The 17,904-nt window shown below is 40.8% G+C and carries 21 protein-coding genes and 1 pseudogene; 17 read left to right on the plus strand and 5 right to left on the minus strand.

What is annotated here, in order from left to right:
- Positions 1-109 precede the first annotated feature (109 nt).
- Both NYQ10_RS15150 and NYQ10_RS15155 read left to right on the plus strand, forming a co-directional pair.
- Positions 110-265, plus strand: coding sequence for a hypothetical protein (locus tag NYQ10_RS15150; RefSeq protein WP_289877158.1), 156 nt, complete (start codon positions 110-112; stop codon positions 263-265).
- Between the two features lie 9 nt (positions 266-274).
- The gene (locus tag NYQ10_RS15155) at positions 275-1,690 is read left to right on the plus strand and encodes an SDR family oxidoreductase (protein WP_289877159.1); all 1,416 of its coding nucleotides are present in this window, start codon (positions 275-277) and stop codon (positions 1,688-1,690) included.
- A gap of 87 nt (positions 1,691-1,777) precedes the next feature.
- On the opposite strand, the gene NYQ10_RS15160 is transcribed toward NYQ10_RS15155, so the two are convergent.
- Entirely contained in the window at positions 1,778-1,969 is a 192-nt protein-coding gene (locus tag NYQ10_RS15160; RefSeq protein WP_281865516.1) for a cold-shock protein, read from the minus strand.
- A gap of 596 nt (positions 1,970-2,565) precedes the next feature.
- On the opposite strand from NYQ10_RS15160, the gene NYQ10_RS15165 reads away from it, so the two are divergent.
- The 6 genes from NYQ10_RS15165 (at position 2,566) to NYQ10_RS15190 (ending at position 7,195) form a co-directional block, all read left to right on the plus strand.
- Entirely contained in the window at positions 2,566-2,928 is a 363-nt protein-coding gene (locus tag NYQ10_RS15165) for a helix-turn-helix transcriptional regulator (RefSeq protein ID WP_289877160.1), read from the plus strand.
- 251 nt (positions 2,929-3,179) lie between these two features.
- Positions 3,180-3,605, plus strand: a complete 426-nt coding sequence (locus NYQ10_RS15170; RefSeq protein ID WP_289877161.1) for a response regulator — start codon at positions 3,180-3,182, stop codon at positions 3,603-3,605.
- Between the two features lie 285 nt (positions 3,606-3,890).
- A complete protein-coding gene (locus NYQ10_RS15175) occupies positions 3,891-5,399 on the plus strand; it encodes a PAS domain-containing sensor histidine kinase (RefSeq protein WP_289877162.1) in 1,509 nt (502 codons plus the stop codon).
- A 102-nt stretch (positions 5,400-5,501) separates the two neighbouring features.
- The gene (locus tag NYQ10_RS15180) at positions 5,502-5,747 is read left to right on the plus strand and encodes a hypothetical protein (RefSeq protein ID WP_289877163.1); all 246 of its coding nucleotides are present in this window, start codon (positions 5,502-5,504) and stop codon (positions 5,745-5,747) included.
- Positions 5,748-5,988: 241 nt separating this feature from the next.
- Positions 5,989-6,501 (plus strand): response regulator, encoded by a 513-nt coding sequence (locus tag NYQ10_RS15185; RefSeq protein WP_289877164.1) that lies wholly within the window; start codon positions 5,989-5,991, stop codon positions 6,499-6,501.
- Between the two features lie 262 nt (positions 6,502-6,763).
- Positions 6,764-7,195 (plus strand): response regulator, encoded by a 432-nt coding sequence (locus NYQ10_RS15190; protein WP_289877165.1) that lies wholly within the window; start codon positions 6,764-6,766, stop codon positions 7,193-7,195.
- 129 nt (positions 7,196-7,324) lie between these two features.
- Here the strand turns inward: NYQ10_RS15190 and NYQ10_RS15195 are convergent, their stop codons facing one another.
- Positions 7,325-7,837, minus strand: coding sequence for a hypothetical protein (locus NYQ10_RS15195; RefSeq protein WP_289877166.1), 513 nt, complete (start codon positions 7,835-7,837; stop codon positions 7,325-7,327).
- Positions 7,838-8,288: 451 nt separating this feature from the next.
- Here NYQ10_RS15195 and NYQ10_RS15200 point away from each other — a divergent pair.
- The 9 genes and pseudogenes from NYQ10_RS15200 (at position 8,289) to NYQ10_RS15230 (ending at position 14,078) form a co-directional block, all read left to right on the plus strand.
- A pseudogene (locus NYQ10_RS15200) lies at positions 8,289-8,973 on the plus strand (SDR family NAD(P)-dependent oxidoreductase).
- 10 nt (positions 8,974-8,983) lie between these two features.
- Entirely contained in the window at positions 8,984-9,181 is a 198-nt protein-coding gene (locus NYQ10_RS22530) for an NAD-dependent epimerase/dehydratase family protein (protein ID WP_354669342.1), read from the plus strand.
- The gene (locus tag NYQ10_RS22535; RefSeq protein ID WP_348773899.1) at positions 9,147-9,434 is read left to right on the plus strand and encodes a hypothetical protein; all 288 of its coding nucleotides are present in this window, start codon (positions 9,147-9,149) and stop codon (positions 9,432-9,434) included. Before NYQ10_RS22530 ends, NYQ10_RS22535 begins: the two co-directional genes overlap by 35 nt.
- Before the next feature lie 51 nt (positions 9,435-9,485).
- Positions 9,486-9,758 (plus strand): hypothetical protein, encoded by a 273-nt coding sequence (locus tag NYQ10_RS22540; protein WP_348773900.1) that lies wholly within the window; start codon positions 9,486-9,488, stop codon positions 9,756-9,758.
- A 144-nt stretch (positions 9,759-9,902) separates the two neighbouring features.
- Positions 9,903-10,493, plus strand: a complete 591-nt coding sequence (locus tag NYQ10_RS15210; RefSeq protein WP_281865525.1) for a TetR/AcrR family transcriptional regulator — start codon at positions 9,903-9,905, stop codon at positions 10,491-10,493.
- A 118-nt stretch (positions 10,494-10,611) separates the two neighbouring features.
- On the plus strand, positions 10,612-11,304 hold the full coding sequence (locus tag NYQ10_RS15215; RefSeq protein ID WP_281865526.1) for an SDR family oxidoreductase: 693 nt from the start codon (positions 10,612-10,614) through the stop codon (positions 11,302-11,304).
- Between the two features lie 6 nt (positions 11,305-11,310).
- The gene (locus NYQ10_RS15220; RefSeq protein ID WP_281865527.1) at positions 11,311-12,078 is read left to right on the plus strand and encodes an SDR family oxidoreductase; all 768 of its coding nucleotides are present in this window, start codon (positions 11,311-11,313) and stop codon (positions 12,076-12,078) included.
- 1 nt (position 12,079) lies between these two features.
- A complete protein-coding gene (locus NYQ10_RS15225) occupies positions 12,080-13,114 on the plus strand; it encodes an NADP-dependent oxidoreductase (RefSeq protein ID WP_289877167.1) in 1,035 nt (344 codons plus the stop codon).
- Between the two features lie 49 nt (positions 13,115-13,163).
- Positions 13,164-14,078 carry an AraC family transcriptional regulator gene (locus NYQ10_RS15230; RefSeq protein WP_289877168.1) on the plus strand — a complete coding sequence of 305 codons (915 nt, stop codon included), beginning with the start codon at positions 13,164-13,166 and terminating at the stop codon, positions 14,076-14,078.
- A 301-nt stretch (positions 14,079-14,379) separates the two neighbouring features.
- Here NYQ10_RS15230 and NYQ10_RS15235 read toward each other — a convergent pair whose 3' ends face one another.
- The 3 genes from NYQ10_RS15235 to NYQ10_RS15245 form a co-directional block, all read right to left on the minus strand.
- Entirely contained in the window at positions 14,380-14,649 is a 270-nt protein-coding gene (locus NYQ10_RS15235; RefSeq protein ID WP_281865530.1) for a DUF6965 family protein, read from the minus strand.
- An 801-nt stretch (positions 14,650-15,450) separates the two neighbouring features.
- A complete protein-coding gene (locus tag NYQ10_RS15240; protein ID WP_289877169.1) occupies positions 15,451-16,647 on the minus strand; it encodes an alginate export family protein in 1,197 nt (398 codons plus the stop codon).
- 464 nt (positions 16,648-17,111) lie between these two features.
- Positions 17,112-17,900: a cation transporter gene (locus tag NYQ10_RS15245; protein ID WP_035691042.1), complete on the minus strand. Its 789-nt coding sequence runs from the start codon at positions 17,898-17,900 to the stop codon at positions 17,112-17,114.
- Positions 17,901-17,904 lie beyond the last annotated feature (4 nt).

Here is a 17,904-nt window from a genome sequence, read left to right on the forward strand (position 1 = left end):
ACTGCGCATTAATTTTGTTTAATTATTTTTAAAAAATATTAAACAAAATAACTATCTTTAATGCTGGATACTGCTCTTTATTTAAGCGGCAGTTCTGCGAAATGAGCGTATGAAAGAAAATATGATCCAGCGCCATCCGCTGAAAAATCACCTAAAGCCCCGGGAAGCTGCCCAAATGGCTGGCTATCTTATTTCCCCGGCATCGGCTTCAATATCTGGACAGGTTTTTTCAATGGATTACAAACTGGTGAGTTTTAAATCATAAAAGATAATTATGAAGATTCTCTTGACCGGCGCCACGGGATATATCGGAAAAAGGCTCCTTGTGATCTTAATCGGCCAAGGGCATGAAGCGGTATGCTGCGTGAGGGATAAAAACAGGTTTTATTATCCTGAGGGGGCTGAAAAAAGCATTCAGCTCATCGAAGCTGATTTTCTCGATAAGCAGAGCCTGAAGGCTATACCTGATGATATTGATGCCGCCTATTATCTGATCCATTCCATGTCCGGTTCTGGCTCTGATTATGATAGACTGGAAAGTATTGCCGCGCAGAATTTTACAGACAGGATCGATGCGACGGCTGCCCGTCAGATTATTTACCTCAGCGGTATTGTAAATGGCCGGAATTTATCAAAGCATCTGTCTTCCAGAAAAGCAGTGGAGGATATTTTAAATGCATCAAGGGTTCCGGCGGCAACATTAAGGGCAGGTATTATTGTGGGCTCGGGAAGCGCCTCATTTGAAATCATACGCGGCCTGGTGGATAAACTTCCTGTTATGGTCACCCCAAAATGGCTCAATACCAGGTGCCAGCCCATAGCGGTGTCCGATGTGCTGGAGTTTCTGATCCGCTCACTTCTCAATGAAAAGACCTATCATGAGAGTTTTGATATCGGCGGTCCGGATATATTGACCTATAAAGAAATGCTGCTGGGGTTTGCCCGGGCTAAAAAACTAAAAAGATATATTTTTACCGTGCCGGTGATGACTCCAAAATTATCATCTTACTGGCTTTATTTTGTTACCTCCGTTTCCTTTAGGCTTGCTTCGGCACTGGTCAGCAGCATGAAGGTGGAGGTGGTCTGCAGAGATAACCGCATCAATGCGCTGCTGGGCGTAAACCCAATGCCTTACAAAGAGGCCCTTGAAAAGGCTTTGGTAAAAATCAATGGGGATGCGGTAATTTCAAGCTGGAAAGATTCCCTTATAAGCGGCCGGTTCAAGGGAAATGTTTCCCACTATCTTAAGGTGCCCAAAAAGGGCTGCTTTATTGACAGAAGGAAAAAAGCAGTGCGGAACAGAGATTATACAATCGGCAGAATCTGGGCCATAGGCGGAGAAACGGGATGGTATTATGCGGACTGGCTCTGGGATCTGCGGGGATTTATCGACAAGGTTTTTGGAGGTGTGGGCCTTAGAAGGGGAAGGACCCATAAAAATGAGCTTCATCCCGGGGATGCGCTGGATTTCTGGCGTGTGGTCTATGCGGACAAAGCGGAGGGAAAACTTATTTTATACGCCGAAATGAAACTGCCCGGTGAGGCCTGGCTGGAATTTAAGATCATTAATAATGATTTATATCAGGCCGCAACCTTTAAGCCCAGAGGACTCATAGGCAGGCTCTACTGGTATTGCGTGCTTCCATTTCATGGTTTTATATTCGGGGGAATGCTTAAAAAATTAATCTAGCAAGTATCGAAAATGGCTGCTGCATTGGTTTATAAAAAAAGCACCTGTGATGTACAGATGCTTTTTCAAAGTGGTTTTTATAGTATATTAGGCTTTCACTACATTTACTGCGTTCGGCCCTTTTTGGCCTTCTTTTACCTCGTACCTCACCGGGTCATTCTCACGGATATTTTCCGATAGGCCTGAAACATGGACAAAAATTTCGTTTCCTCCGTTATTTGGCGTTATAAATCCGAATCCTTTTTCTTCATTGAAGAATTTTACTGTACCTTCCTGCATCTTAATTGTTTAATTTGTCCAAATGTAGTCTATTGAAACGCGGTAAAGGGTAAAAAATAAATAAATTGTGCTTTTATTAACTTTTGCAAGCAGGTTTAAAGGCATAATTGGTCTTCTGCGGCCCATATTACATTTAATTAAATATAATATTTTTACTATACATTTGTTTTCTGCCCGCTGAACGCATAAAATAGTGCAGCTTTTCTATCAATTGCCTTTAATAATTTTCGTAATTTTTCCAACAGCAGAGCATCGATTATAAATAATGGACTGCTCATAATCCTGAAAATTCTATTTTTTTGTTTATTTTTCAATAAAAAAAGACAGCTGTTTTTGGCAGCCGGCCTCCAAAAAGAGGCAGCCGGCCCGTATAGCTGTTTTTAGCGCACTGCCGCCGGTGCAGTGTTTTTGGCTCTGGAGCCTGCGGGTCTGTTTTCGGGACAGCTAAAACCCTTTGGGGCATGTACATGGCAAAACAGCCCAAAGGGTCGACATTTGTTATTGCAGGAGAGATTCGTGAATTATTTTTCTGCAGTCATCTCTGATCCTGCATGCCCGACCGGAGACGTGAATCTAACACAGTAAAATCCAAATTTATGTACAGCAGAATAAATGAGAATATAAAAACGCTGAGAGAGCTTAAAAATTACACCCAGCAGTATATGGCCTTAAGGCTTGATATGACCCAGGCGGGCTACAGCAAAATTGAAAAAGGCGCAAGCAGTGTGAGTTTTGAAAAGCTGGAAGAAATTGCGGCAGTCTTTGAAATGGATGTGAGAAACATCATAAGCTTTGACATCAGCGGGTACCTGGACCCCGGATTTAAAAGCAGTGCCGCTGCAGGGCAGCACAGCGCTTTAAACAGGCTCTACGCGGACAAAATTGCCCTTCTGGAGAAACTGCTGGAAAAAACCGACAGGGAGCTCAATGTCTATAAAAATAAATTCGGGGGCCTCTAATACGGTTCTTCGCAGGCTGGCAGCAGGCAGCAGGGGCTTAAAAACCCTGCGGGAAACAGTACTGGCTGCAGTTAGGGGCCCGTTTTTCTTCACAGGCCGGGAAAATTGCGTATATTGAGCTGTTAATAATCTTTTGCATAGTCAGATATTTTTAAAGTTTTAAGTCAATATAGATTTTAGATATGACTTTTTAAATTCGAACATTGCTTAACTGCCCTACCGATAAAATGGGGCGTATTGTGCCAGAAACTATGAAAAATATCTATTTTGCCGATGATGATCCCGATGACAGGGAAATTTTTGCCGAGCTTTTCTATGAGATGTTCCCTGTGGAGGGCCTGAGGCTTTTTGAAAGCGGCAAAGCGCTGACCGATGCCCTCTCTTCGCCGGCCGGCCCGCTCCCGGACCTTATCCTTCTTGATCTGCAGATGCCTTTAAAAGATGGTTTTGAATGCCTTAAAGAAATACGCGGCGGCAGAGAAGATATAAAAGACATCAGGGTTATCATTTTTTCCACCTCGTCAAATCCCCGCCAGGTGGAGCTTGCCCTTGGTATGGGGGCAGATTCTTATGCCGTCAAGCCCGTCTTGTACAGGGATTTGAAATCCCTGATACGCAGGATAGTGGAAATGGACTGGGAAGATCCCCAGGCGGACCGAGGTCTGCTTTTGCGCTGATGCGGCCTGAATTGATCCGGGCGGCGGTTTAAAGCAGCCCGCACTGCATTTAAAAAAAACAGATGGAAGTGTAAAATGGAAGATTACGTTTTTAGGCCGCCGTGCCGCATTTTGCCGCCCTGCATTTTTCCTGGGCTGTTTTTTTATCTGTTTTATTCCCCCTAAAGCCTGCAGTAAAGACAAAGGCAGGCCTCTGCGGTGGAAATTGTGGAATAATCTTAAAGCTGCATGTAACATCCCGGGCATTAAAAACCTGTATATTCGTTTTAAAAATAGACTGCAGCCATGGAAAGAACTTTACAGCTTTTAAGAGATATAGTGGATAATGCCCCGCTGCCCATAGGGGTGTATACCGGCAGCGAATTAAAGATAGAACTGGCCAATCTGGCGATGATAAAAACCTGGGGCAAAGGCGATAAGGTGCTGGGCCGAAGCTATATTGAGGTGCTTCCCGAGCTTGGGAAGCAGCGCATTTTTGAACAGGCCCTTGAGGTTTACAGGACCGGCAGCGCATTTCATGCCAAGGATAAAAGGGTGGATATTGTAATGGACGGGCAGCAGAAGACTTTTTATTTCAATTACTGCTTTATGCCCCTTTTCGATCAGCAGGGACTTGTCTATGGGGTGATGAACACTGGGATGGATATCACCGATCTTCATCTGGCAAAGGAAAAAGTGCAGAGTTCCGAAGAGCAGCTTCGCATGGCCGTTGAGGCATCGGGGATGGGCACCTACGAAATAGACCTGCTGGGCCAGTCCATAGCGACTTCGGGCAACTTCAGTTCTATCTGGGATATAAAAGATACCATTACAAATGAAAAGATCATATCAAAGCTTCATCCCGATGATATAGCAGTGCGTGAGAAAGCCCACCTTGATGCCCAGAAGAGCGGAGTGATTTCCTATCAGGCCAGGATCATAAATGAGGACAAATCGCTGCGATGGACCAATATCACCGGTAAAATAATCAGAGATGAGAACGGGAAGCCGGTTAAAATCACCGGCATTATCGAGGATATAGACCGCCGGAAGACCCTGGAGGAGCAGCTTCGAAAGGAGGCACGCGAAACTACCCAGGAGCTCCAGCGTTCCAATGACGATCTGCAGCATTTTGCCAATCTGGTCAGCCATGACCTCAGGGAGCCGGTGCGCAAGGTCAAAACCTTTATCAGCCGGATGCGCGATGAAATGCAGTCCGATTTCAGCCAGAGGCTGGAATGGTATGTGGGAAAGATCGAACATTCCGCCCACAGGATGCAGAATGTCATTGAAGGCATACTGGCCTATTCCGCCGCAGACAAGAAAAAACAGCCCGTGGAGCGCATTGACCTTAACAGGATCCTGGAAGGGATCAAGACCGACCTTGAACTGGTCATACAGGAGAAAAATGCGGTCCTTATCAGCTCTGAGCTCCCTGAGATTCAAGGGGCAAGGATCCTGATCCAGCAGCTTTTCTACAACCTGGTGCACAATGCCCTTAAGTTTTCAAGGGCGGAAATTCCTCCAAAGGTCATTATCAGCAGCAGTCTGGTTCAGGGCAGCGGCGGGGATCTGGTGCAGGTCTGCATTCAGGACAACGGAATCGGCATTGATAAGGCATACAGCGAGCGGATTTTTACGGCCTTTGAGCGCCTTCATTCCAAGGACCAGTACGAAGGCAGCGGTCTTGGGCTGTCACTCTGCAGAAAGATTGCGGAGCGCCACGGGGGGACCATCACAGCATCAGGGGAAAAGGACAAGGGGGCCGTCTTTACGGTCGTGCTGCCCTTAAAGCAGCAAAGCACTGCGCTTTAGGCCGTGCGGGATATTTTTTAACATTCAGGCATGACCGGGCAGCCTTTTTAATCACTATATTTGATTTATAATCACAGCGGTTTATAAACGGAATTTTTTACAATGCACAAACAAGTACGATTCAGGGTGAAAAAGGATCTGGAGCCCCGCCAGCAGCTCAGGGTAATTAAATTAAAAGGAACCCTCATCTCAAAAGGCTATACCGAGATTATCCACATCATGGACCAGGACCAGCAGTATCATCTCAACACTTTTGAGACCCCGCCAGATAAACAAAATGAAGTGCGGCAGTATATTGCGGCCTTTATCAGCAGTGAGAACCTCTCTGAGGCCATAACAATAGATTAACCGGCTTAACTCAATTTGACCAGGATTATTACCCATGCCCGCCTGCTGTACCCAGGCGGGCATTTTTTTGTTTTGGCGCCAAAGAATCCGAAAAGCCCGTTTTTACTTCATAATGCACAGCTGGGAATGATGATCTGAGGAGCCCTTATGTGCCGGATATCCCGCTGCTTTCAATATTATCGGCCAATGGAAATCTTTTAAGCATTTTTGCCCTACATTTGACAGGTAAAAACCCTCCAATATGATAAGTTCCGATAATTCCAGCACGGCCCCTGAGGGGGAAAATGAAAAAGAGCCTGTAAAGATCCTGCTGGCCGAGGATGACACCGAGGACCAGGAATTGTTCCTGGATGCCCTTCAGGAAGCGCAGATTTCCTCTGAGGTAACGGCCGTGGAAAATGGGCAGGAGCTCCTCGATACCCTCAGGGATGAATCCCAGGGTGATCCGGATATTATTTTTATAGATGTCAATATGCCCGTTAAAGACGGAAAGCAGGCGCTGGAAGAAATAAAGAAAGACGATGAGCTTCGGGACATCCCGGCCGTTATGCTCTCCACCTGGGACCATCCTTCAGACATTGAAGATGCCTTTGGGAAGGGGGCGGACCTTTATGTGCAGAAACCGAGTTCTTTTGCAGGCTTTGTGCTGGTGCTCAAGAAAGTATTCCTTCTGCACTGGGCCAAAGCTTTATTGAGGCCGGTCAGAAAATTATTTTTTGTTTCGGAAAAGAACATATCACAAGGGGACTCCTAAGGAATTCATACCCGAAGCCGGCTGCTTTTTCTACTGTATGGCTTTTATCCATTATAGAATGCTTTATTTTTGGAGCTTTTTCCCGCTATACGTTACAATCTTTGCGGCGAACCCCGCCGCAAAGGATTTTCACTGCTATCGGGGCTGGCCCTTATTATGTGCTGCCTTTAAAAAGCAGGTGTAAGTCTGTATTAGGATCATTGAAAATAAATAGTAATTATAAGTGCTTTTGGATACTTTTGCAGGGTTATAATGCTAACCATTGTCTCAGGCGGAAGCAAAAAAAATAAATTTATATATGCCATACAAGAATATACTTCTCATTGATGATGACAGTGATGATACGCTTTTTTTTATTGAGGCTCTCAGCACGCTAAGCAGCGAAGTCAATTGCCGTACAATGCATAATCCCTTTAAAGCATGGGAAGAGCTGCAGGTTTTAGAAGAGTTGCCTGATATCATATTCTTAGATTATAATATGCCCATGATAAGCGGACTGGAATTTATTAAGCGCATGCAGCAGGCAGAGCGCTTAAAGCATATTGAGGTCATTATGCTTTCGACACCTCCCGAGCAGGTAATGCTGCCATGGCTCTACAGGAACAATATATCGGTAAAATATATATCAAAGCCGGCAGGTATCCAGGAACTTCAAGAGATACTGCCGGGAATCTTATGTCCGTTGATGCAATAAGCTGCAGAATTTAATTTCGAGTGCTCAGCATGGTCAATTGCATATAGTATTCCGGATTGAAACCTTAGTTTACTGAAATATAAACAGGTCTAAAATTCATTAATAAAATGGCCCATTAATAGATACGGCTTACTTTTTTGAATAGGCATATTCATGTCTGAGTATCCATTTATTTTCTCCCGAGAAGAGAACTTCTTTTCGCATGGAAAATGAGGCGCCGCTTATTGTATAGGTTTGTTTGATCAGGGCCTGTTTATTATCATTGCCGTCTTTTCCCTGTCTTTGGGTTACTATCTGTATCCGGCCACCGGCTTGTTCAGTTCTTGAGATTACCTGTTCTTTTCCAATGTATTTCCCATCTTTTGAAATGCTGATAATCTGGGTCGAGTTGGCGCTTTTCTCTTTAGGGTAGGTATTGATGAATTCAAATTCATTGGAATCATTGATCCTTTTAACCTCAATGTCAGCCGCCATTGTATAGGGTGTGCCGGATGAATAATCAAGGTAGGTCAGGCTTCCGGTCCAGCTTCCGGACAATTGCTGGAAGTCCTTTAAAAGCTGCTCTGCATTTTTCTGGGCATCTGCGCAATGTGCGGTGAACAGTGTAATGAGTAATGCTGTAATAGCGGTGATTTTTTTCATTAGCGTTGTTTTTAAATTATACATTTTTGCTTGTGCATTATAAAAATAATCAGAAAAAAGACAAACAGAATTGACTTTGGGTAAGTTTTCAGCGGCCGCTTTTTTTTAAATCTGAGTTATCATTTTTTTTACTTTAAAGACCTTTATATTTTTGATTTGCTGCACTTGATTTATTTTTTATTGTTTTGAGCCCCGACAGCAGTACTGTTTTTTGCATCTTAAGGATGGGCGTGCAAATGGATCAAAAAAGCAAAAAACATTTTCAGCTGATTATATCCAGGATGGATTCTTGCCATATGCATACCCTTTTAGTGAAAGAATCTGGTAATTAATTAGATTTTTTTTGTTTAATGTTATTTGATGAAAGTTAAACAATAGCTATCTTTATAATGAAATACAGCTTCTTGCAAGCTGCTATTGCAAAGCGGCACATTAATTTAAATTTTACGCAATGGAAAAAATAGTGGTTATCGGGGGCAGCAGGGGGATTGGAAGCGCAATACTGCTGCAGCAGTTAGAAAAAAAGCAGGTTTTTAATATCAGCAGGACTCCGCCTGAAGTTTCACATCCTGATTTGATCCATCATAGGGCAGATATTCTCCATGACAGCCTTCCAGAGATTGAAAGTATCGATGCGCTTATTTATTGTCCGGGATCTATAAACCTGAAACCTATTTTAAGTCTGGGTGCCGATGATTTCAGAAGTGACTTTGAAATCAATGTCATCGGCGCGGTAAAAGCCATTCAGCACTATCTGCCGGCTTTAAAAAAAGCAGCAAATCCCTCCATTGTCCTTTTCAGCACCGTAGCGGTAAAACTCGGGATGCCTTATCATGCCCAGTACAGCCGCCGCAAAAGGCGGTGTAGAGGGACTTGTGAAATCATTGGGCGCAGAGCTGGCACCGGCTATCCGCATTAATGCCATTGCGCCGACCATTACAGAAACATCATTATCATCTTCGATACTCAGAAATGACCGCATGAAAGAAAATATGATAGAGCGCCATCCGCTTAAAAATTATTTAAAACCCCAGGAAGTGGCGCAGATGGCAGATTATCTGATCTCTAAAGCGGCTGGATCAATCTCGGGCCAGATTTTTCAGATGGATTATGGCCTGGTGAGTTTTAAAATATAATTGAGCATAGATGAAAATTCTATTGACAGGCGCCACAGGATATATCGGTAAAAGGCTTCTGCCTTTACTGCTGGATCAGGGATACGAAGCGGTCTGCTGCGTGAGAGATAAAAGCACGTTTTTCTATCCCCAAAAACACGCAGAAAACATCCAGCTTCTCGAAGTTGATTTTTTTGGATCCGCTGAGCGTAGAGAAAATTCCCGATGATATCGATGCGGCCTATTATCTCATTCATTCCATGTCCGGAGCGGCTAATTATGATGAGCTGGAAAGTATTTCTGCCCATTATTTCAAGAATAAAATAAACAGAACAAAGGCCGGACAGATCATCTACCTAAGCGGTATTGCCAGCGGCAAATCTTTATCCAGACATTTATCTTCCAGAAAAGCCGTAGAAGAAATTTTAAAAAGCGGAAGAACCCCGGCCACCACACTCAGGGCGGTAATTATTGCAGGGTAGGGAAGCGCTTCGTTTGAAATCATACGTGATCTGGTCCATAAACTCCCGGTGATGATTACCCCGAAATGGCTCAACACCAAATGCCAGCCTATTGCCATTGCCGATGTTTTGGAGTTTTTAATCCGCTCGCTGCTCAATGCTGAAACCTATAACGAAAGCTTTGATATCGGCGGACCCGATATCCTTACCTATAAAGAAATGCTGCTGGGGTTTGCCCATGCGAAAAAACTCAAAAGATATATTTATACCCTGCCGGTTATGACCCCTAAATTGTCATCCTACTGGCTGAAAAATTATTATTTTCTGACAGTTGGAAACGGCTGAATTAATTTCCCTATAATTGAATCCTTTATAATAAGAAGTTATCGTTTTATTTTCTTATGCTGAGATTTTATAAAAATTAAATTATTGTTAATTTTAATTTTTAAAATATACTTTTTGGTATATTTGTGCCCTAATTAATTTACAATGCTTAGTAAGGCTGAAAGAACTAAACAATTTATACTTGAAACCGCGGTGCCGCTTTATAATGAAAAGGGGATATCCGGGGTGAATATAGATGATGTCCTGGAAGCTACAAAACTTACAAAGGGATGTCTTTACGGCCATTTTGAAAATAAAGAAGATTTATCCGAGCAGGTGATTGATTTGTCTTTAAAAATGGTTTCAGATAGAATCAGGGCGGCAGTTTACCAGGCTAAAACAATAAAAGGTAAAGTGTCTGCATTTTTAGATTTCTACAAAAACCCAATCGAAACTTATATTTCCGGAGGCTGTCCGATATTTAATACTGCGGTGGAAGCAGATGACAATTATCCTCTTATAAAAGAAAAAGTAGCCAAAGTAGTCCGTAGCGGCCAGCAGGAATTAACGGCTCTGCTGCAGGAAGGAATCAATACGGGTGAATTTTCAAGTAAACTTGATCCTGCGGTCTTTGCGTTTAAATTGACAGCTTCGGTTGAAGGCGGTATTGTAATGTGCAGAGTTATGGGGACGGCAAAACCAATGCAGGGACTTGTGAAAAGCCTAAAATCTGAATTGGAACAATACGTCTTATAATTTTTTTTTGATTAAAAATATACCAAAAAGTTTATTTTAAAATATACTAAAAAGTCTAAAAATAGAATTGATTAATTTGATAACTAAAGAATAAAAAATAATTTAAATAGAAATAAAAATGAAAACAGCAGGCAATACAATATTCATTAGCGGGGGAAGTGCCGGTATAGGATTGGCAGTTGCAAAAAAATTAAGCAGCTCAGGCAATAAAATAATAATTAACGGGCGCAGTGGAGAACGTCTGCAGAGTGCTTTAAAACAATTGGATAATGCAGCGGCTATACAAGGGGATTTATCTCTGGAAGCCGATAGAATTCGAATTGCGGAACAGTTAAAAGAGCATTACCCGGAAGTAAATCTAATCATTAACAATGCCGGTGCAGCGTTCAGTTATCTTTTAAGTGAAACTTTAAATGCCCACCAGAAAGCCGCAATAGAGATGAATACCAATTATTTGAGCGTAATTCATTTCACGGAGCTTTTACTGCCGCACTTACTGCAGAAAAAAGAATCTGCGGTTGTTAATATTTCTTCTATTGCCGTATTTGCAAGCCATAAATTGCTTCCAACTTATGGAGCCTCTAAAGCGGCACTTCACAGTTATACCGCCGCACTCCGATCCACTTATGAAGAAGAGAAAAATCTTCAAATCTATGAAGTCTATCCCCCGCTGGTCAATACTGAATTTTCAGCTGAGATAGGAGGGGCACAGGGCATTTCGCCGGACCAGGTTGCAGATGAATTGTTTTTGGCTCTTGAAAAAAATCAGTTTGATGTTCCGGTTGGCGATTCTAAACAATTCTTTAAATAAACCATTATGGACATAAAAGGCAAAACGATATTGATCACCGGAGGCGCTTCCGGTATTGGGTTTGAAGCGGCCAAACAGTTCTTGGCACTCGGAGCCAAAGTAATCATTACGGGAAGAAATCAGGCCAAATTGGATGCCGCTAAAAAAGCATATCCAGCCATCACAGCAATTCAAAGCGATGCGGCAGATAAAGAAGATGCAAAATTTCTTTTTAACAAAGTAAGAGAACTCGGAGGTATTGACATTTTATACAATAATGCCGCCGTACTTGCACCGCCGTCAAATTTAGGTATCCCAAGTGACAGACATATTGAAGGTGCCGCTTACGAAATGCAGGTCAATTACATAGGCGTTATAAGGCTTAATAACCTGTTTATGGACATGCTGCAGTCCAGAAAAGAAGCCGCGATAATAAATACAACATCAATACTCAGCCAGGCCCCGTCATTGATTGAAGCCACCTATTCTTCTTCTAAAACCGCGCTGGCTTTCTACACCGTGTCGCTTCGTGAGCATTTGAAGATAATAGGAAGTCACGTAAAAATATTTGAACTGATCCCGCCGCTTGTTGCCACAGAAATGACCGCAGACCGGAAAGATAAAAAAATATCGGTTCAGGAAATGGTAAAAGGACTTATAGACGGGCTTGAGAAGGAAAATTATACCATACGCGTGGGCGATGCGAAACTCTTCAGCCTGGTTAACAGGTTTTTTCCAAAAACAGCCTTTAGACTAATTAACCCTAAGAAAAGCCATCAGCTTTTAAAAAACTAATATGAAAGCATTTATCATAAATAAATATACTAAAGCAGGTCTGCAGCTTGCAGATGTTCCAGATCCAGTTGTGGGCAATAATGATGTTTTAATTGAAGTCTATGCCGCAGGGGTTAATCTTTTGGATTCCAAAATAAAAACAGGAGAGTTTAAATTGATGCTTCCCTATAAAATGCCTATGATTCTGGGGCATGATGTGGCGGGTATTGTGGTCAAAACAGGTAAAAATGCCACAAAATTTAAAGTCGGGGACCACGTATATTCCCGCCCAGCGGATTACCATGCAGGGACTTTTGCCGAGTATATTGCCGTGAATGAAAAAGATGCGGCATTCAAGCCCAAAAACATTTCTATGAACCAGGCGGCTTCTATTCCGCTGGCTGCGCTCACGGCATGGCAGGCATTGGTAGAGCTTTCGGGTTTGAAAAAGGGCCAGAAAGTATTTATCCAGGCAGGTTCAGGAGGTGTTGGAACCATAGCGATACAGCTGGCAAAGCACCTGGGGGCTGTGGTTGCCACTACAGCCAGTGCAAAAAGTTTTGAACTGCTGAAAAACCTCGGTGCTGATATACTTATTGATTATAAAACCAATGATTTTGAGCATATGCTTAAAGATTATGATGTTGTTCTGAACAGCCAGGATCAGAAAACACTTGAAAAATCATTAAACGTTTTAAAACCTCACGGAAAGGCAGTCTCCATTTCAGGACCGCCGACACCTGAGTTTGCAAAAGAGATAGGACTGCCGTGGCATTTGAGCATAATTATGTCCCTGCTTAGTTTTGGTGTAAGAAATAAGGCTAAAAAGAAGCGTGTGAACTTTAGTTTTCTATTTATGAGAGCTGAAGGAAGCCAGCTGCAGGAAATTACAAAACTTATTGAAAATGGAATTATTAGACCAGTAGTAGATAAAGTATTTGTTTTTGAACAGACCAACCAGGCCCTGGAGTATGTAGAAAGCGGGCGCGCTAAAGGTAAGGTTGTAATACAGATAAAAAGTGAGAACCAGCAGATGCACAGTGTAAAACCTCATTGATCAATGCAGGTTTTACCCTCAGGCGGCAATAATTTTTTAATCCACACCAATGCAGAGAATTAACCACAGTCCCAATGATGCCGCTGAGTATCATCTGAATCGGTACCAGCATAATGTGCCGAGGTTTTCCCTTTACCAGATTGAGGCTTATTTAAAAAAATACGATAAGAAAAGAAGGATAGCCCATGCCGCGAACCACTATCAGATCATCTGGTTTAAAAAGGGAAATGGCCGCTATTTTGTCAATTTTAAAGCCTGCGATATTGACCGGAACACTCTTTTTTTTCTAACTGAAAATGATAATCATTATTTTGACAGAAATACCGGTTACAGCGGGGTTTTGATTCAGTTCAATGAAGAGTTTCTGATCCGGGACAGCAGGGATGCCGCGTTTTTTTCGAAACACAGCCTGCCGGATACCCACATTCAGCCTGCTTGTTCACTTACCGCAGAGGATGCCTTTATTTTAGATGAATATTTACAGCTGATCAAAAATGAATTAGAAGATAAAAATCAAAACAGCCATGAAGAACTTTTAAGGTCTTACCTCAAAGCATTTCTTATTCAGCTTCACTACAGATGGAAAAAAACGGCTGCACTTGATGGGCGACGGATTTCACCTAAGGATAAAAAGCAGCAGCAATTAATAAAATTTGTTGATCTGGTAGAAGAAAATTATAAAAAAGACCTTAAAGTTTCTGATTATGCAGCACTAATGCAGATATCATCAAGGACATTATCGGGCCTTACCAGAGAATTGGCAGATAAAAGCCCCTCGGAGATTATCTGCGAAAGGATTATAAAAGAAGCGCAAAGAATGCTCCTTGACACTAATTGGAATATCAGTAAAATTGGATATTTTCTGGGCTTTGATGATGATTCTTATTTTGTAAAATATTTTAAAAGATACGAAGGCATCCCGCCTTTGGATTTCAGAAGGGCTCCCTTGAAGCAAATATCGTAAGGCTCAGTGATGCTGATCCTGCCAGGACCGGTTTATTTGGTCCGGAAAAAAATGTTTTATTTCAGGAAAGTTAATTCCATAATGTCTTATTGTTTATCCGCATAAGACCTTTTATGGTTATCAGGCTATGGTCGTTATCCGGATTAAGAAAGATGCAGCCCTCAGGTACAGACCAGCATGCAGATTACTGCTGTTTCAATCAAAAAACAGGCTGTCCCGATTAATATCAGCAGATGCCGGCATTCTGCCCCGGTTAGCCCCACAGCAGCATTTTGCCCGGCTGGACTTTAGAGGATGACGGCTATTGGTCTGCCTGCCCGGTGGTATTTTCTTCCCCTGCTGGATTCTCTTCTGCAGCCGGCTGCCGGGGCGTTTTTTTCATCAGCAGGTAGAAATCCCTCAGGTGCCAGAAGGCGGGACAGCGGTCAACAGGGCCGCTGAAGTTTCTGATGGTCAAATAGCAGCTTCTCAGAAATACCTGCGTATCGGTGATATTGGCCCACGCGGTCAGTCTTACTTCTTTGGGCGGGGGATTATGCTCAAAATATCTTTTTATCTCTTCAGGGTTCATGGGGCAAATTTAGGCAAAAATCCCTGTCCTGTCAAGGGATGCAGGGGAGCGGAGGCGGATTTTTTTGGGGTGCCGCGGCGCTTTTTTTTTCAAGGGAGGTCTGGCAGTCACTGGACTGGCTGTTTGTTTGTTTGTTTGTTTGTTTGTTTGTTTGTTTGTTTGTTTGTTTGTTTGTTTGTTTGTTGAAGGGGTTATATGATGTTATTTTATAGGGGTGCTTTTAGGGTTTGTTTTTAGGGAGCTTTTTCCCGCTATCCGCTGCAATCTTCTGCGCCGAAACCCGGCGCAGAAGGATTTTCGCTGCTATCGGGGCTAGGGGCAGCTGTATGGTGAGTTTTGTTTTTGGAGAGTTAAATATTGACATCTCTTTGCTTAATTAAAAATTACGAGCTGTTACTTAAAAAAAGAAATGGCACCAATTCTCTTCAATTGGCGCCATTTGGCTTTGTGACCCTTACTGAACAATTTACAAACCATTTTATGAACGATTTAAAGAAATTGGCTTATTTTCAAGTGAATTTGTAAGATAATTTTTTGATTTTTTGTTTTGAAGCGGTTTGCATGTATCGTTAGGGTATGTATTGAAAAACGTTAAATAACTTTATGCTTTTATCTTTTAGCTGTAATAATTATTTGTTGGGTAGATACTTGCATATCTAGATAAAATATAGTGATTAAAAATAAAATATTTATTTAAGAAAATGAATATCAAAATTTGTTGATGATATAATTCAACCTTTCAGATAAAACAAACTTTAGATTTTTTAATTGTGTAAGATTTAATACAGGATATTATTTTATTTAATTTTTATAATGCTTTAAATTGATCGCGTTAAAAGAATATGAAATCATTAAGTAGCTCCAAATAGCAAGTTTATTTTCATCTTGTATTTTTGGCAGATATTGCATTGCGTTTGTTGATTTATAAAAAGAAAAGGCATAATTAATTTCCAGTTCTTTGACAGGTAAGTACTTCAAAGAAAAATCATTTTCATATCCAAGAAACTTTGTCATTTTTTGACCCAAATTATTTAAAAGCGGGTATCGAGTATAAAAAAGGTGAAAATCAGAACGAAGAGATAGTTTACTATTTAAGGGAATTACGGTAAATAGATAAGGATTTACTAAACCTTTTCCGTTAACGTCGGAGGGAAAACGGGTAAAGACATTCATATTTCCATTGAACTTCCATGTCACGCCATATAAGACATCAAAATCTCCCGAACTATTATCTGATAGATTAGGACTGCTGCCACTAATTATTTCTGCACCTAAACGCCAAGTAGATTTCAATAGAGATAATTTAATTTCAGGTTGAAAATAGTAAGCAAATAATTTTTGACCTTTTGAATTACGTCCAAACTGCCAATATGAATTTAAAGTATAATACCATTGTTTCGTTTTAAATTCTATTCTTCCGCCTGCTGTTGCACGAGTATACAATTTCCCTGAACTTGAGTTTTCTAAAAAATCAACAGCATTCAATGAATTAAATGAAAATCCATGATTGTTATTGTAATTGAGACTATTTACCAACAGGTATTTATACCTATTTGATGCAACAGGAGAGTAGGCTGACTCAAATTCAGTGCTGTAGTTTCTGGTAAACAAAAAGAAAAAATCATTAGAGAAATATTTTGAGTATTTCATTATCCGTATTCCTTCATGGGCTCTCCCTTGCTGTGCCCAAGGAGCATCAGAAAATAATCTGCCATTATCTAATAAAACACTTTGCCTTCCCAATCGTACATTTAGAGATTTAATCTTAGTCTCAAAATACAATTGATAAAAATTAATGCTTCCAACTTTGGAAGCTTTGCTGTTTTCATCCCAAAGATGAATTTCCTGTAAATCGGATTTAATAAGCCATTTTTCTCTAGCATACTGCATAGAAATTCTGTTTCTCTGGGTAATAATAAAATAAGGATCAATTGAATCGTTGGGAGGAAGAAAATAATTTGAAGTATATTCGACTCTTGGTCTGATTTCAATATTCATTAGAAACTGTTGGGATAAGCTATTTTTTTGCTGTGCGTATAATTGAAATACACATAAATTAATAAAAAGTAATAAGATTTTTTTACTCGCAAGTATTTTGACTATCATACTTCTAATATCCTATAGAATTAGTGTATAAAAGTAATAATAGTATTCATATTTACAATATTATAATTACGTTTGATAATCCGCATTTATAATTTGTTCTGTTAAATCAGTAATGCGATTAGAGCCGGCACTTCTACCAAAGAATCTATGACAAATGCAAAAGCCTGAACGATGATTATTACCAATACTCCATGCATGCAGCAATGTTAAGCTGGAAAATACTGCCCGTCGCTGTTAAAGAAGATCAAAATCTGTCTCACAATTTGTGTGAAACAGATTTTTTTTGGTTTCTCTATTGGTGCAGCGATAAAAAAAATAATTTTGAAGAACATTCTATACTTTTAAATTACCAAATATCATAACTGTAATATTTTTAATGCTCCTCTAGCGACTATGAAAAACACACAAACACCAATAATAAGATCGGGTACCATTGAATTAGTAAAGTATACTAATATACCAGCAATTATGACTCCCATATTAATTACAATATCATTCGAAGTAAAAATCATACTAGCTTCCATATGTGCCTCTTTACTTTTAGATTTTTGAAGCAGGTAAAGGCATAACGAATTACCTACAAGTGCAAATAATGAAACTATTATCATAGTTCCGTATGCAGGAATATGGTCTGAGTCTACAAATCTTCTTAAAACTTCAATAAGTCCCAAAACTGCAAGACCAATCTGAAAATAACCACTTATTTTTGCTACACTTCCTTTTCTTGAAGCTGTGCTCCCGACAGCAAACAGAGCTAAACCATATACAATGCTATCGGCGAACATATCCAAACTGTCGGCAACCAATCCCATCGAATTGGATATAAAACCTGTAATTATCTCTATTAGAAAGAATGAAAAGTTTACAATGAGAACCTGCCATAATAACTTACTTTGCTGTGAGTCACTGTTTGTCTCTACATGTTCTGATGTATGTTCTGATGCCAGCAGAGTGCTGTCCAGATTAAGAGTATCAATTGCATTTGTTATAAGAGTGTCGTCGTCCGTATGATAGATCTTTAATCTTCTGTTTGCAATGTCAAAATCAAGCTGTTTGATTTGTTCTAAACCAGCGAGCTTCATTCGTATTAATTGTTCCTCACTGGGACAATCCATTTTTCTTATATTATATATACTTTTTTTCATAAGA

This window comes from Flavobacterium johnsoniae (assembly GCF_030388325.1).
GTDB lineage: Bacteria > Bacteroidota > Bacteroidia > Flavobacteriales > Flavobacteriaceae > Flavobacterium > Flavobacterium johnsoniae_C.